14 protein-coding genes and 1 riboswitch are annotated in these 13,966 nt (G+C 75.7%); of the genes, 3 read left to right on the forward strand and 11 right to left on the reverse strand.

Going from position 1 to position 13,966, the window contains the following annotated elements:
* Window positions 1-2: 2 nt before the first annotated feature.
* The 7 genes from thiC to INN71_RS08430 all read right to left on the reverse strand — a co-directional run bounded on the left by thiC (window position 3) and on the right by INN71_RS08430 (window position 5,908).
* Complete coding sequence (thiC, locus tag INN71_RS08400; protein ID WP_277500393.1) at window positions 3-1,751, reverse strand: phosphomethylpyrimidine synthase ThiC; 1,749 nt, start codon at window positions 1,749-1,751, stop codon at window positions 3-5.
* Window positions 1,748-2,608 (reverse strand): bifunctional hydroxymethylpyrimidine kinase/phosphomethylpyrimidine kinase, encoded by an 861-nt coding sequence (gene thiD / locus INN71_RS08405; protein WP_277500394.1) that lies wholly within the window; start codon window positions 2,606-2,608, stop codon window positions 1,748-1,750. Before thiD ends, thiC begins: the two co-directional genes overlap by 4 nt.
* Window positions 2,605-3,228 carry a thiamine phosphate synthase gene (locus INN71_RS08410; protein WP_277500395.1) on the reverse strand — a complete coding sequence of 208 codons (624 nt, stop codon included), beginning with the start codon at window positions 3,226-3,228 and terminating at the stop codon, window positions 2,605-2,607. Before INN71_RS08410 ends, thiD begins: the two co-directional genes overlap by 4 nt.
* The gene (locus INN71_RS08415; protein ID WP_277500396.1) at window positions 3,225-4,013 is read right to left on the reverse strand and encodes a thiazole synthase; all 789 of its coding nucleotides are present in this window, start codon (window positions 4,011-4,013) and stop codon (window positions 3,225-3,227) included. The genes INN71_RS08410 and INN71_RS08415 overlap by 4 nt, the downstream gene beginning before the upstream one ends.
* Window positions 4,010-4,210, reverse strand: coding sequence for a sulfur carrier protein ThiS (gene thiS, locus INN71_RS08420; protein ID WP_277500397.1), 201 nt, complete (start codon window positions 4,208-4,210; stop codon window positions 4,010-4,012). Before thiS ends, INN71_RS08415 begins: the two co-directional genes overlap by 4 nt.
* Complete coding sequence (locus tag INN71_RS08425) at window positions 4,185-5,276, reverse strand: FAD-dependent oxidoreductase (protein WP_277500398.1); 1,092 nt, start codon at window positions 5,274-5,276, stop codon at window positions 4,185-4,187. The genes thiS and INN71_RS08425 overlap by 26 nt, the downstream gene beginning before the upstream one ends.
* Entirely contained in the window at window positions 5,276-5,908 is a 633-nt protein-coding gene (locus INN71_RS08430; RefSeq protein ID WP_301800059.1) for a thiamine phosphate synthase, read from the reverse strand. The genes INN71_RS08425 and INN71_RS08430 overlap by 1 nt, the downstream gene beginning before the upstream one ends.
* A riboswitch (TPP riboswitch) is annotated at window positions 5,906-6,016 on the reverse strand. It overlaps the preceding gene by 3 nt.
* Window positions 6,017-6,143: 127 nt before the next feature.
* On the opposite strand from INN71_RS08430, the gene INN71_RS08435 reads away from it, so the two are divergent.
* Window positions 6,144-7,826, forward strand: a complete 1,683-nt coding sequence (locus INN71_RS08435; RefSeq protein WP_301800073.1) for a fumarate hydratase — start codon at window positions 6,144-6,146, stop codon at window positions 7,824-7,826.
* On the opposite strand, the gene INN71_RS08440 is transcribed toward INN71_RS08435, so the two are convergent.
* Complete coding sequence (locus INN71_RS08440) at window positions 7,804-8,394, reverse strand: DUF1990 family protein (RefSeq protein ID WP_301800060.1); 591 nt, start codon at window positions 8,392-8,394, stop codon at window positions 7,804-7,806. The two genes, INN71_RS08435 and INN71_RS08440, sit on opposite strands and share 23 nt — an antisense overlap.
* Before the next feature lie 38 nt (window positions 8,395-8,432).
* On the opposite strand from INN71_RS08440, the gene INN71_RS08445 reads away from it, so the two are divergent.
* Both INN71_RS08445 and INN71_RS08450 read left to right on the forward strand, forming a co-directional pair.
* Window positions 8,433-9,104: a spermidine synthase gene (locus tag INN71_RS08445; RefSeq protein ID WP_301800061.1), complete on the forward strand. Its 672-nt coding sequence runs from the start codon at window positions 8,433-8,435 to the stop codon at window positions 9,102-9,104.
* Window positions 9,105-9,143: 39 nt separating this feature from the next.
* On the forward strand, window positions 9,144-10,538 hold the full coding sequence (locus INN71_RS08450; protein WP_301800062.1) for a class II fumarate hydratase: 1,395 nt from the start codon (window positions 9,144-9,146) through the stop codon (window positions 10,536-10,538).
* A 125-nt stretch (window positions 10,539-10,663) separates the two neighbouring features.
* Here INN71_RS08450 and INN71_RS08455 read toward each other — a convergent pair whose 3' ends face one another.
* From INN71_RS08455 to INN71_RS08465, 3 genes are all read right to left on the reverse strand, one after another.
* A complete protein-coding gene (locus INN71_RS08455; RefSeq protein ID WP_301800064.1) occupies window positions 10,664-11,368 on the reverse strand; it encodes a lytic transglycosylase domain-containing protein in 705 nt (234 codons plus the stop codon).
* 113 nt (window positions 11,369-11,481) lie between these two features.
* Window positions 11,482-12,804, reverse strand: a complete 1,323-nt coding sequence (locus INN71_RS08460; protein ID WP_301800065.1) for a PhoH family protein — start codon at window positions 12,802-12,804, stop codon at window positions 11,482-11,484.
* Between the two features lie 318 nt (window positions 12,805-13,122).
* Complete coding sequence (locus tag INN71_RS08465; RefSeq protein WP_277500413.1) at window positions 13,123-13,878, reverse strand: isoprenyl transferase; 756 nt, start codon at window positions 13,876-13,878, stop codon at window positions 13,123-13,125.
* Window positions 13,879-13,966: the final 88 nt, after the last annotated feature.

The following is a 13,966-nucleotide window of genomic DNA, read 5'->3' on the forward strand; positions in this document are numbered from 1 at the left end:
GGTCAGTGGGGCTCGACGTACACCGTGCCGCCGAGCTCGACGAACTCGCGGGACTTCTCCTGCATCCCCGCGAACCGCTCGCGGACGTCGTGGCTGATCCGCATCGAGCAGAACCGCGGGCCGCACATCGAGCAGAAGTGCGCGGTCTTGGCCGCCTCGGCCGGGAGCGTCTCGTCGTGCAGCGCCTGCGCGGTGACCGGGTCGAGGGAGAGGGCGAACTGGTCGTGCCAGCGGAACTCGAAGCGGGCCCGGGACAGGGCGTCGTCCCACTCCCGCGCCCGGGGGTGGCCCTTCGCGACGTCGGCGGCGTGGGCGCACAGCTTGTAGGTCACCACGCCCGTCTTGACGTCGTCGCGGTCGGGCAGGCCCAGGTGCTCCTTCGGGGTGACGTAGCAGAGCATCGCCGTGCCGTGCATCGCGATGGCCGCCGCGCCGATGGCGGACGTGATGTGGTCGTAGCCCGGCGCCACGTCGGTCGCCAGCGGGCCGAGCGTGTAGAAGGGCGCACCGTGGCACCACTCCTGCTGCAGGCGCACGTTCTCCTCCACGAGGTCGAGCGGCACGTGCCCCGGCCCCTCGACCATCACCTGAACGTCGTGGTCCCAGGCGCGGACCGTCAGGTCCGCCAGGGTGCGCAGCTCGGCGAGCTGGGCCGCGTCGTTGGCGTCGGCGACCGACCCCGGCCGCAGGCCGTCGCCCAGGCTGAAGCTGACGTCGTACGCGGCGAGCAGCTCGCAGAGCTCGTCGAAGTGGGTGTGCAGGAAGTTCTGCTGGTGGTGGGCCAGGCACCAGCCCGCCATGATCGAGCCGCCTCGCGACACGATGCCCGTCACCCGGTCCGCGGTGAGCGGCACGTGCTCGAGGAGCACGCCGGCGTGCACGGTCATGTAGTCGACGCCCTGCTCGCACTGCTCGACCACGGTGTCGCGGTAGACCTCCCACGTCAGCGCGGCCGCGTCGCCCCCGACCTTCTCGAGCGCCTGGTAGAGCGGCACCGTGCCGATCGGCACGGGCGAGTTCCGCACCACCCACTCGCGCGTGGTGTGGATGTCGTCCCCGGTCGAGAGGTCCATGACGGTGTCGGCACCCCAGGTGACGGCCCAGGTCAGCTTCTCCACCTCCTCCGCGACCGACGAGGTCACGGCCGAGTTGCCGATGTTCGCGTTCACCTTCACGAGGAAGCGGCGGCCGATGACCATCGGCTCCAGCTCGGGGTGGTTGACGTTGGCCGGGACGATGGCGCGGCCCGCGGCGACCTCGCTGCGCACCAGCTCCGGGTCGCACCCCTCCCGGGCGGCCGCGTAGGCCATCTCCGCCGTCACGACTCCCTGCCGTGCCAGGTGGAGCTGGGTGGGGCGCCGCCCGGGGAGGGCCCTGCGGGGGTCCCGCCGCTCGCCACGCCACTGCGTGCGCACCTCGCCGCGGCGCACGGCGGCGGGGCCGTCGTCGCGGAGGCCCGGGACGCGGCCCGGGTACGGCGCGGTGTCGCCGCGGGCGTCCAGCCACGGGGTCCGCAGCGGCGGCAGGCCGACCTCGGGCGCGGAGCCGGGGCCCGCCGTGGTGTAGCGGTCGAACGTGCTGCCGTCGGTCAGCGCCACCCGGGTCACGGGCACGCGCAGCGGCGTGCCGTCGGGGCCGGGCGGGCCGTCGAGCAGCACGCGCGCGTGCGCCGGGTGCACCGGACCGGCCGGGGTCGAGGGGGCGGGCTCGGCGGGCTCGGCGGGCTCGGTGGACGGGTCGGTGGTGGTCATGGGGTCTCCTCGGTTCGGTGGGACGGGTGGGGGTCGACGGTGTGGGCGACGGGCCCGCGGCCGCGGCCGAGGGTCCAGCGCGCCGAGCGTGCGAGCTGGCGGGCCACGTAGCGGGCGGCCGCGCCCACGGCGGGCTCGAGGTCCGCGCCCCCGGCGAGCGCGGCGGCCAGCGCGGCGGAGAAGGTGCAGCCGGACCCGTGGTCGTTCTCGGTGCGGACGCACGGGTGGGCGAGCGGCACCGGGCTCCGGCCCGGCCGGGCGAGCCAGTCGGTGCAGGTCGCCCCCGGGTCGGACCCGGGAGCGGGCCCGCCGGTGAGCACGACGGCGCAGCCGGCCTGCGCGAGGGCCGCAGCGAGGCGGGGCGCGGGCGTGGCGTCGTCGGGCGCGAGGCGCAGGAGGGCGCGGGCCTCGTCGGCGTTGGGCGTCACGACGCTCGCGCGGGGCAGCAGGACGTCGGCGTACGCCGCGGCGACCGCCGCGTCGCCGAGCACGGCGCCCGAGGTCGCCACGAGCACCGGGTCGACGACGAGCGGGCGGTCGGGGTGCCCCCCGAGCCGGTCGGCGACGAGGCGGACGACCTCCGGCGAGCCGAGGACCCCGGTCTTGACGGCACCGACCGGCAGGTCCCCGAGCACGGCGTCCAGCTGCGCGGCCACGATGCCGGGCGGGGGGACGTGCACGGCGTGCACGCCGGTGGTGTCCTGGGCCGTCACCGCCGTGACGACGCAGGCGCCGTGCACGCCGTGGGCGGCGAACGTCGTGAGGTCGGCGGCCACACCCGCGGCGCCCCCGGAGTCGGTGCCCGCGACGGTGAGGACGACGGGCGGCGTGGCGGACGGCGGTGACGACGACGTCATCGTCCGTCCCCCGGCCCCGCCGCGGTGGCGGCGTCGACCGCCGCGAGGAGGGCGGCGACCTCGACGCCGGGGTCCGGGGCGCGCATCACCGCGCCCATGACGGCGACACCGTGGGCGCCGGCGTGCACCGCGTCCGCCGCGGTGCGGGCGTCGATCCCGCCGAGGGCGAGCACCCGGGTCGCCGCGCCGGCGCAGCGGCGGCGGGCCTCGCCGTACACCGCGGGGGGCAGCGCCGGACCGTGGCCCGGCTTGCTCGCGGTGGGGGCGAACGGGGAGAGCGTCACGTACGCCGCGCCCTGTCCGGCCGCGCGCGCGACCTCCGCGACGTCGTGGCAGGAGCGGGCGTGGAGACCGGCCCCGCCCGTGCCCTCGGCGGCCTGGTGGGCGGCGAGGTGCACCCCGTGCGCCCCGGGCAGCGGCACGCGCGCGGTCAGCACGGTGAGGTCCGAGACCTCGCGCAGCCGGGCGACGAGCGCGGTGCGAGCGGGCACGTCGAGGTCCAGCTCGCGCACCACCACGGTGCGCAGGCCAGCCGCGGCGCACTCCCGGACGGTGCGGACCAGTCCCCGTCCCAGCGACAGCTGGGAGCGGTCCGTGAGCAGCACGACGTCGGTCCTCACGCGCTCACCCGGCCGGTCGACGGACTCGACGCGCGGGCCACGGAGCGGCGTGGGATCCGGCCGGCGCCGCGCGCGGCCCACCCGGCCTCCACCGCGAGCCGCAGCGCCCGGGCCATCGCCACGGGGTCCGCGGCCCGGGTCACCGCACTCGCCGCCAGGACGGCGTCGCAGCCCAGCTCCAGGGCCGTGCAGGCGTCACTGGCGGTGCCGACCCCGGCGTCCAGCACCACGGGGACCGCCCCGTCCACGGTCGCGACGAGGGCCTCGACGGCGTGCGGGTCGAGCACGCCGAGACCCGACCCGATCGGCGACCCGAGCGGCATGACGGCCGCGCAGCCGGCGTCGAGCAGCCGGCGCGCGATCCCCGCGTCGGCGGTCGTGTAGGGCAGCACGACGAAGCCGCGGGCGACGAGCCGCTCGGCCGCGTCGACGAGCTCGACGACGTCGGGCAGCAGCGTCCGGTCGTCCGTGACGACCTCCAGCTTCACCCAGTCGGTGCCGAGCGCCTCGCGGGCCAGCTCCGCGGTCAGCACCGCCTCGTGGGCGCTGCGACAGCCCGCCGTGTTGGGCAGCACGCGCACCCCGCGGCGGCGCAGCGTCGCCAGCAGGCCGCCCGCCGCGCTCGCGGACGTCCGGCGGACGCTGACCGTGACGAGGGCCGGCGCGGCGGCGTCGAGCACGGGGTCGAGCAGCGCGGGGCGCGGCAGCCCACCCGTGCCGAGCAGGAGCCGTGAGTCGAGCCGCTCGCCGGCGACGACGGGGCCGTCGCGCTCCGGGCCGCTCATCCGCCCTGCACCGCCGTCACGATCTCGACGACGTCGCCGTCGCCCAGGGGCGTGGTGGCGTGCGCGGCGCGACGCACGACGGTGCCGTTGACCGCCACGGCGTGCCCGGCGGGATCCCCGACGTGGGCGGCCACGAGCTCGGCGACGGTGCGGGCCGGCGTGGGGACGGGTTCACCGTTGACGGTGAGGTGGGGCATGGCGCTCCTCGGGGTCGGTGCGGGCGTGGTGGTCGGTACGGCGGGGGTCGAGCAGCGGCTCGACGTGCCCGGTCGCGAGGTGGTCGGCGACGAGCCGTGCGGTCAGGGGGGCGAGCAGCACCCCGTGGCGGAAGTGGCCGGCGGCCAGCACGACGGGGACGGCCGGGACGGGACCGTCGGCGGGCGGCGCCGGCCCGACGAGCGGCAGGTGGTCGGCGCTCGTCGGGCGGTCGCGCGCGGTGGCCTCGACGAGCTCGGCCCGGTCCAGGCCCGGGAGCAGCACCCGGGCGGCCTCGAGCAGGCGGGCGACGCCGCCGGCCGTGACGACCGGTGGACCGTCGTGCTCCTCGCTCGTGGCACCGACGACCACCTCGACGCCGGGGTCCGGCGCCCCGGGCTCGCGCGGGCGGGGCACGACGTACACGGGCTCCCCCGCCACCCACCCACGCACCACGTGGCGCGGCGGGTCGTCGGTGCGCAGCCGGAGCACCTCGCCGCGGACGCCGCGCACGAGGTGGGCGTGCGGGGGCGGGAGGCGGGCCCCGGTCGCCACCACCGCGACGTCGTGGTCCCACCCCGTCGCGGCGGGCTCGACCCGCACCCGCGCGCGCAGGGCCGCGACCACCCGCCGCGGGTCCCCGGCCCGGTCGTCGGGCAGCAGGGCGCCGCCGGCGACCCGCCCGAGCGAGGGCTCCGCACGGCGCAGCGCGGCACGGTCGAGGAGCGTGGCGGTCCCGCCCAGCGAGCGCAGGAGGGCGACCTGGCGCTCCACGTCCTGCAGGTCGCCGCGGTCGTGGCCGACGAGCAGCGTGCCGGCGCGGTGGAGCGGGACGCCGAGACGGGCCGCGTACGCCGGCCACAGCGCGGCGCTGCGCAGGGTCAGGGCGAGCAGCCCCTCCTCGCCCCACCAGACCTCGCTGCCGGGCGCGAGCATGCCGGCGGCCGCGTGGGAGGCGCCGGAGCCCGGTGCCGGGTCGACCACCAGCACCACGTGACCGCGGCGCTGCAGCTCCTCGGCGACGGCGAGGCCGACGATGCCGGCGCCCCGCACGAGCACCCGCGCCATCAGCGGGCGGCCAGGAGGTCCTCCGCTGCGGCCAGGGGGTCGGGTTGTCGCCAGATCGCCCCGATGACGGCGACGCCGTGGGCGCCGGCGGCCCAGGCGTCCGCGGCGAGGGCGGGCGTCATGCCACCGATCGCGACGAGCGGCAGGGGGCCCACCGCCGCGGCGAGCCCGTCGACGCCGCGGGGGGCCGGCAGCCCGGCCTTCGACGCCGAGGGCGCCACGGGACCGAACCCCGCGTAGTCGGCGCCGGCGGCCGCCGCCGCCGCGACCGCCGGGCGGTCGCGGCAGGTGGCCCCCACGAGGAAGCCCGGGAGGTCGAGCGCGTCGGCGATGCGGCGCGCGGCGGGCACGGGGAGGTCGTCCGCGCCGAGGTGCACCCCGTCGGCGGACGCCGCCAGCGCCACGTCGAGGCGGTCGTTCACCACGACCCGGGCACCGTGGGGGCGCACGGCCGCGACCGCGCGGTGGGTCAGGTCGACCAGCGCGGCGGTCGTGGCGGTCTTCGCCCGCACCTGGAAGCCGTCCACCCCCCGTGCGGCGAGCGCCGGCAGCAGCGCGAGGTCGTCGTGGAGGTCGACGAGGCAGAACAGGCGCGGCACACCGGTGGCCGCGCCGCTGGTGACAGCAGGCACGAGAACGCTCCTCACTTCCTGCGCCGGCATGACCCGGATCAGGTTCGACGGTCGGGGCGGTCTCAGCCCCATCTCAGCCCACTGCCGTGGACTCCCGTGGTGGATGCCGCCCACCGTACTCGTCGTCGCGACGACCGCAACCCCGCCCTGCGGCGCCAGCCCGGCGAGGGGAAGGGGACCCGCTGCGGCCCGCGGGTGTGACCCCCGTCTACGGTGCGTGTCCGTGAGCGCACCGCTGGGCGACGACTTCCGCTACTCCGACCTGCTGCCCCTGGGGCCCGACGCCACGCCGTACCGGCTGGTGACGACCGAGGGCGTCTCGAGCTTCGAGGCCAGCGGGCGCACGTTCCTCGAGGTCGCGCCCGAGGCGATCCGCACGCTGACCCGCGAGGCCATGCACGACATCGCCCACTACCTGCGCCCCGCCCACCTCGCGCAGCTGCGCCGGATCATCGACGACCCCGAGGCCAGCGGCAACGACCGGTTCGTGGCGCTCGACCTGCTGAAGAACGTCAACATCTCCGCCGGCGGCGTGCTGCCGATGTGCCAGGACACGGGCACGGCGATCGTCATGGGCAAGAAGTCGGAGGGCGTGCTCACCGGGGCCGACGACGGCGAGGCGATCAGCGCGGGCGTGTACGACGCGTACACCCGCCTCAACCTGCGCTACTCCCAGCTCGCGCCGCTGACGACGTACGACGAGAAGAACACCGGCACGAACCTCCCGGCGCAGGTCGAGATCTACTCGACCCCGCAGACGTCGGGGAAGCCGGAGTACAAGTTCCTGTTCATGGCCAAGGGCGGCGGCAGCGCCAACAAGTCGTTCCTGTTCCAGGAGACGAAGGCGATCCTCAACCCGAAGCGCCTGCTGGAGTTCCTCGACGAGAAGATCCGCAGCCTCGGCACGGCGGCGTGCCCGCCGTACCACCTCGCGGTCGTCATCGGCGGCACGAGCGCGGAGTTCGCGCTGAAGACGGCGAAGTACGCGAGCGCGCACTACCTCGACGCGCTGCCCACCGAGGGCTCGATGGCGGCGCACGGCTTCCGCGACCTCGAGCTGGAGCAGCAGGTCTTCGAGCTGACCCAGGGGTTCGGGATCGGCGCGCAGTTCGGCGGCAAGTACTTCTGCCACGACGTCCGCGTCGTGCGCCTGCCGCGCCACGGGGCGTCGTGCCCCGTCGCGATCGCGGTCTCCTGCTCCGCCGACCGCCAGGCGCTCGGCAAGATCACGCCCGAGGGCGTCTTCCTCGAGCAGCTCGAGACCGACCCCGCGCGCTACCTGCCCGACACCACCGCGGAGCAGCTCATCCAGGGCGGCGAGGTCGTGCGCATCGACCTCAACCAGCCGATGGCCGACATCCTCGCCGAGCTGCGCCGACACCCCGTCAAGACGCGGCTGTCGCTCACCGGCCCGCTCGTGGTGGCGCGCGACATCGCCCACGCCAAGATCCAGGAGCGGCTCGACGCGGGCGAGGAGATGCCGGCGTACCTGCGCGACCACCCCGTCTACTACGCCGGCCCGGCCAAGACCCCCGAGGGCATGGCGTCGGGCTCGTTCGGCCCCACCACGGCAGGTCGGATGGACTCCTACGTGCGCTCGTTCCAGGCGGCCGGCGGCTCGATGGTGATGCTCGCCAAGGGCAACCGCAGCAAGCAGGTCACCGAGGCCTGCGCCGAGTTCGGCGGCTTCTACCTCGGCTCGATCGGCGGGCCCGCCGCGCGGCTGGCGCAGGACTGCATCAAGAGCCAGGAGGTGCTGGAGTACCCCGAGCTCGGCATGGAGGCCGTGTGGAAGATCGAGGTCGAGGACTTCCCGGCGTTCATCGTGGTCGACGACCAGGGCAACGACTTCTTCACCGACCCCTCCGGCGCGGTGACCGTGCCGCTCACCGGGATCAGGGTCCGCTCGGCCCAGTGATCCCGGTGCCCCCCGTCAGCGCCGCGAGGTAGCGGTCGGTCACCCGCCGCTGCACCACCGCGGTCACCGGGGCGCCGAGGCGCGACCACCACGTCGCGGGCCGGGAGAACGCCCGCACGACGAGCACCACGGTGTCGTCGGCGCGGTGCTCGACGACGAACGCCTCCTCCCCCTCCTCGGGGTGGCCGGGCAGGGTCCCGTAGGCGTACCCGACGCGCCGCGGCGTCGCCTCCGCGGCCACGACGAGCACCGGCGCCCGCACCCCGAGGGGTCCCGCGCCCAGGAGCAGCTCGGCGACGCTGCCCTCGGCGGTGGCGGGTCCGTCGGCCCGCACCCCCACGCCCGCCCGCCGCTGCACCTCCCAGGCGCCGAGCGCGGTGGCGGCCCGGGCGAACGCGGCCCCGCCGCGGCCGACCACCTGCTCCCGCTCGACGCCCGCGTACCTGGCCGGGGCGGCGCCCGCGGCGAGCGTGCGCCCGCGCAGGAGGGCGTCGTACGTCGGCGCCTGCGCCCGCAGCGCGGCCCCCCGGTCCTCGCGCAGCGGGAGCAGGGGGCGCGGCGGTCTCATGCGGCGACGGTACGCCGCGCCCCACTAGGCTCCCGGCCGTGGACCAGCCCCCCGCCCCCGGTGACGTCGCCCGCGCCCGCTCGGAGCGCGGCGAGGTCGCGCTGCGCCGCCGCGACGACGGCGCGCTCGAGCTGCGGGTGAACGGCGTCTTCGTCATGGACACCCTCGAGACCACCAGCGAGCGGCTGCTGGCCGACGCGGCACTGGCCGCGTGCGCGCGCCCCGAGCGGGTGCTCGTCGGCGGCCTGGGGCTCGGCTTCACCGCGCACGCCGTGCTCGCCGACGCCCGGGTGCGCCGGATCGACGTCGTCGAGATCGAGCCCGCCGTCGTCGCCTGGATGCGCGACGGCACGGTGCCGCACGGGCCGGCGTACCTAGCCGACGAGCGGCTGCGCGTCGTCGAGGCGGACGTCGCGGTGACGCTCGCCGACACCCCCGACGGCGCCTACGACCTGGTGCTCCTCGACGTCGACAACGGCCCCGACAACCTCGTGCACGCGCCCAACGCGGCGCTCTACACGCCGCCGCTGCTCGCGGGGGTACGGCGGGTGCTCGCCCCCGGCGGCACCGTCGCCGTCTGGTCGGCGACGCACTCCGCCGCCCTGGAGCAGGCCCTGGTCGACGTGCTCGGCGCCGCGACCGTGCAGGAGGTGGCGGTCCCCGGCCACGGCCGCGTCGGCTCCTACTGGCTGCACTCGGCCCGCCGCTGAGGCGCGGACCCGTGCAGCGGCGGGGGTAGCCTCGCGGGCATGGCTGAGAACCACGAAGAGTTCCGCGTCGAGCACGACTCCATGGGCGAGGTGAAGGTCCCGCGCGAGGCCCTGTGGCGCGCGCAGACGCAGCGGGCGATCGAGAACTTCCCGATCTCCGGGACGACGCTCGAGCGCCGCCACATCCAGGCGATGGCCCTGGTGAAGGCGGCCGCGGCGCGGGTGAACACCGACCTCGGGGTCGTGACGTCCGAGCAGGGCGAGGCCATCGCCGCCGCCTGCGCCACGATCGCGGCCGGCGACGTCGACGCCCACTTCCCGCTCGACGTGTTCCAGACGGGCTCGGGCACGAGCTCGAACATGAACACCAACGAGGTCATCGCGTCCCTGGCGCGCGACGCGGGCACGGAGGTGCACCCCAACGACCACGTGAACGCGAGCCAGTCGAGCAACGACACCTTCCCCACGTCGATCCACGTCGCCGCCACCCTGGCGGTCGTGGAGGACCTCGTCCCGGCGCTCGGCGTGCTCGCCACCTCGCTGGAGGACAAGGCCGAGGAGTTCGCCGGCCTGGTGAAGTCCGGCCGCACCCACCTCATGGACGCCACCCCCGTCATGCTCGGCCAGGAGCTGGGCGGGTACGCCGCGACCATCCGCTACGGCGTCGAGCGCCTCGAGTCGGTGCTCCCCCGCGTGCGCGAGCTGCCCCTGGGCGGCACCGCGGTCGGCACCGGCATCAACACCCCGCAGGGCTTCGCGGCCGCCGCCATCGCCGCGCTCGGCGACGCGACCGGCCAGCCGTTCACCGAGGCCCGCAACCACTTCGAGGCCCAGGGCACCCGCGACTCCCTCGTCGAGCTCTCCGGCGTGCTGCGCACCATCGCCGTCGGGCTGACGAAGATCTGCAACGACCTGCGCTGGATGAGCTCGGGCCCGACCACCGGCCTCGCCGAGATCCACCTGCCCGACCTGCAGCCGGGCTCCTCGATCATGCCGGGCAAGGTGAACCCCGTCCTGCCCGAGGCCACGCTCATGGTGTGCGCCCAGGTCATCGGCAACGACGCCGCCATGACGGTGGCCGGCCTGTCGGGCAACTTCGAGCTCAACGTGATGCTGCCGGTGATGGCGCGCAACGTCCTCGAGTCGGTGCGCCTGCTCTCGACCTCGTCCGTGCTGCTCGCCGAGCGCTGCATCGACGGCATCACCGCCGACGCCGAGCGCATGCGCCGGTACGCCGCGTCGTCGCCGTCCGTGGTCACGCCGCTGAACAAGCACGTGGGCTACGAGGCCGCGGCGAAGATCGCGAAGAAGGCGCTCGCCGACGGCGCCACCATCCGCGAGACGGTCATCGCGATGGGCTACGTCGAGCGCGGCGAGCTCACCGAGGAGCAGCTCGACGCCGCCCTCGACCTGGAGTCGATGACGCACCCCTGACCCGGTGTGCCGGGGCCCGCGGGGCCGTGGACGCGACGAGGGCCGGTACGGCGGGACTCCCCGCCGTACCGGCCCTCGTGCGTCGTGCCGGGCTCGGGTCGCCCCGGAGCCGGCCCGGAGCCGACTCAGTACCAGTTGACGGCCTGGCTGTGCGCCCAGGCCGAGCAGGGGGTGCCGTAGCGGTCCTCGATGTAGCCCAGGCCCCAGCGGATCTGGGTCGCCGGGTTGGTCTCCCAGTCGTCGCCGGCCGAGGCCATCTTGGAGCCGGGCAGCGACTGCGGGATGCCGTAGGCCGAGGACGTCGGGTTGTCGGCCGTGACGTCCCAACCGGACTCCTTGGTCCACAGCGAGTCGAGGCACTCCCACTGGTCGGCGCCGAAGCCGGCCTCGGTCAGCAGCATGCGCCCCACCTCGCGGGGGTCCAGGTCGGAGGCGTCCTCCGCCTGCGCGACCGCGGGGCCGGCGGCACCGGAGAGGGCCACCGCCTTCGCCGGGTCGACCGCGGCGCGGGTGTCGGAGCGGGAGGTCGCGGCGTCGGCGCGCTCCGCCAGCAGCTCCTCGGTCGCGACGTCGTCGGCGGCCGGGCTCGACGTCGTGGCGGCCTCCGCGCCCTCGGCCACCGAGGCCGACGCGAGGCGGCCGTCCGCGGCGGACACGCCGCCGGCCGTCAGCACGCCTCCGCCCACGACCACACCGGTCGCCGCGGCGGCGACCGAGGTGAGGACGACGGTGGAGCGCAGGGCCTTCGAGGGGTCCAGCGGGAGGACGGCGCGACCGGGGGCGCGGTGCTTCGCCTGCCGGTGCCGGGGCTCGTACTTCTGCTTCGTCAAGTGCTCGATGCTCACGTGAGGGGCCGGGGACCGCGGGACAGCCTGCCCGAGGTGCTCGGACGAGGCAAACCCGCGGTCCACCGGCCGCGTCACGCGGCACCCGGGGTGCGTTCCTACAGCGCGACGTTCTCCAGCATCTCGGTGACCAGCGCGGCGATCGGCGAGCGCTCCGAGCGCGTCAGGGTGACGTGCGCGAACAGCGGGTGGCCCTTGAGCTTGTCCACCACCGCGACGACGCCGTCGTGCCGGCCCACGCGCAGGTTGTCGCGCTGGGCGACGTCGTGGGTGAGCACCACCTTCGAGTTGGCGCCGATGCGCGAGAGCACGGTGAGCAGCACGTTGCGCTCCAGCGACTGGGCCTCGTCCACGATGACGAACGCGTCGTGCAGGGAGCGTCCGCGGATGTGGGTGAGCGGCAGCACCTCGAGCATGCCGCGGTCGAGGACCTCGTCGATCACGTCGCGCGACGTGAGGGCGCCGAGGGTGTCGAAGACCGCCTGGGCCCACGGCGACATCTTCTCGCTCTCGCTGCCGGGCAGGTAGCCCAGCTCCTGGCCCCCGACCGCGAACAGCGGGCGGAAGACGACGACCTTCTTGTGCTGGCGCCGCTCGAGCACGGTCTCGAGGCCGGCGCAGAGCGCGAGGGCCGACTTGCCCGTGCCCGCCCGGCCGCCGAGCGAGACGATGCCGACCTCGGGGTCGAGCAGCATCTCCAGCGCGATGCGCTGCTCGGCCGAGCGGCCGTGGATGCCGAACGCGTCCCGGTCCCCGCGCACGAGGTGGACCCGCTTGTCGGCGCCCACGCGGCCCAGCGCCGTACCCCGGTCCGAGAGCAGCACGAGCCCCTGGTGGCACACGAGGTCGCGGGCCTCGGCCAGGTCGGTCGTGCCGTGGTCGTAGAGGTCGTCGAGCACGTCGGCCGGGACCTCGAGCTCGGCCATGCCGGTGTAGCCGACCTCCGAGTCGCTGACGGCCTCGCCGCGGTACTCCTCCGCGTCGAGGCCCACGGCCGAGGCCTTGATGCGCAGCGGCAGGTCCTTGGAGACCAGCGTGACGGCGCGGCCCTCGTCGGCCAGGTTGCGGGCCACGGCGAGGATGCGGGTGTCGTTGTCGCCGAGCCGGAAGCCCGAGGGCAGGGCTCCCGGGTCGGTGTGGTTCAGCTCCACGCGCAACGTGCCGCCCAGGTCACCGACGGGCACCGGCTGGTCCAGCCGGCCGTTGGTGACGCGCAGCTCGTCGAGCGTGCGGAGCGCGGTGCGCGCGAAGTACCCCAGCTCGGGGTGGTGCCGCTTGCCCTCCAGCTCGGTGATCACCACCACCGGGAGGACCACCTCGTGCTCGTCGAACCGGCGCAGGGCGCCGGGGTCGGCCAGCAGAACGCTGGTGTCGAGCACGTAGGTGCGGACGGACGTCTCGCGCGTCGGGTTCGAGGCCACGGTCTACCCCTCACGAACCGGCACGCGCACTCGTCGCCCGGCCCTAGCTGCAGCTGGTGGACTCAGGCGTCGCCCGAAGACGGGAGTGCCCGCCTCCTCCCGCGCAGCGGCACTGCCGCACGGTGCAGTCGTGGTCGTCCACGATCGGGCCTCCTGGGTACGGCGGGCTTCCCCACCCGCCGATGAGCCGAAGTTACGCCGGGGCACGGTCCGCCCGTGGCGACACGCGCGGATGCGAGGTGAACGGTGCGTTACCGGCTCGACCACCCGTCACACCAGCCCCACCAGCACCGCGCAGGCCGTCGTACGGCGGAGAGGTCAGCGCCCGTGGCGCCGCTCGCGCTCGCCGTACGCGCGGATGGCGCGGAGGAAGTCGACGCGCCGGAAGTCGGGCCAGAAGGCCTCGCAGAAGTAGAACTCGCTGCCGGCGCTCTGCCACAGCAGGAAGCCGCCGAGCCGCTGCTCCCCCGACGTGCGGATGACGAGGTCGGGGTCGGGCTGGCCCTTGGTGTAGAGGTGGTCGCCGATCATCGCGACGTCGACCTGGGCGGCCAGCTCCTCCAGCGTCGTGCCGCGGCGCGCGTGCTCGAGCAGCAGCGACCGCACGGCGTCCACGATCTCGTGGCGTCCGCCGTACCCGACCGCGACGTTGACGAGGATGCCGTCCACGTCGGCGGTCGCCGCCGCGGCCGCGCGCAGCCGCGCGGACGTCTCGGGCGGCAGCAGGTCCAGCGCCCCGACCGGGTGCAGGCGCCAGCGGCGCTGGTCGGCGAGGCTGTCGACGGCGTCGGCGATGATCTCCAGCAGCGGCTCGAGCTCGTCGGCGGAGCGGTTGAGGTTGTCGGTCGAGAGCAGCCACAGGGTGACGACCTCCACCCCGATCTCCTCGCACCAGCCGAGCAGCGGCTCGATGTTCGCCGCCCCGGCCCGGTGGCCGTGCGCCGTGTCCGCGCCGACGGCCCGCGCCCAGCGCCGGTTGCCGTCGAGCATCACGCCGACGTGGGCCGGCACGCGGGAGGCCGGGAGACGCCGCACCATCCGCGCCTCGTACGCCGGGTAGAGCGCACGGCGCACGACGGACTTCCAGCTCCTGGCCACCCGACGATGCTAGTGGCGAGCGGTCCGGGCGGAGCGGGGGGCTCACCGTGGGCGGCGGCCCCCG

Origin of the sequence: Nocardioides sp. ChNu-153, assembly GCF_030466625.1 — a bacterium.
In the GTDB taxonomy this organism is placed as follows: Bacteria; Actinomycetota; Actinomycetes; order Propionibacteriales; family Nocardioidaceae; genus Nocardioides.

Coding starts and splice junctions, on each gene's coding strand:
- INN71_RS08425 (WP_277500398.1), bottom strand. CDS start 5,276: ATGGCGCGGGTGCTCGTGCGGGGCGCCGGCATCGTCGGCCTCGCCGTC.
- INN71_RS08415 (WP_277500396.1), bottom strand. CDS start 4,013: ATGAGCGGCCCGGAGCGCGACGGCCCCGTCGTCGCCGGCGAGCGGCTC.
- thiD (WP_277500394.1), bottom strand. CDS start 2,608: ATGACGTCGTCGTCACCGCCGTCCGCCACGCCGCCCGTCGTCCTCACC.
- thiC (WP_277500393.1), bottom strand. CDS start 1,751: ATGACCACCACCGACCCGTCCACCGAGCCCGCCGAGCCCGCCGAGCCC.
- INN71_RS08440 (WP_301800060.1), bottom strand. CDS start 8,394: ATGAGACCGCCGCGCCCCCTGCTCCCGCTGCGCGAGGACCGGGGGGCC.
- INN71_RS08450 (WP_301800062.1), top strand. CDS start 9,144: ATGGCTGAGAACCACGAAGAGTTCCGCGTCGAGCACGACTCCATGGGC.
- thiS (WP_277500397.1), bottom strand. CDS start 4,210: ATGCCCCACCTCACCGTCAACGGTGAACCCGTCCCCACGCCGGCCCGC.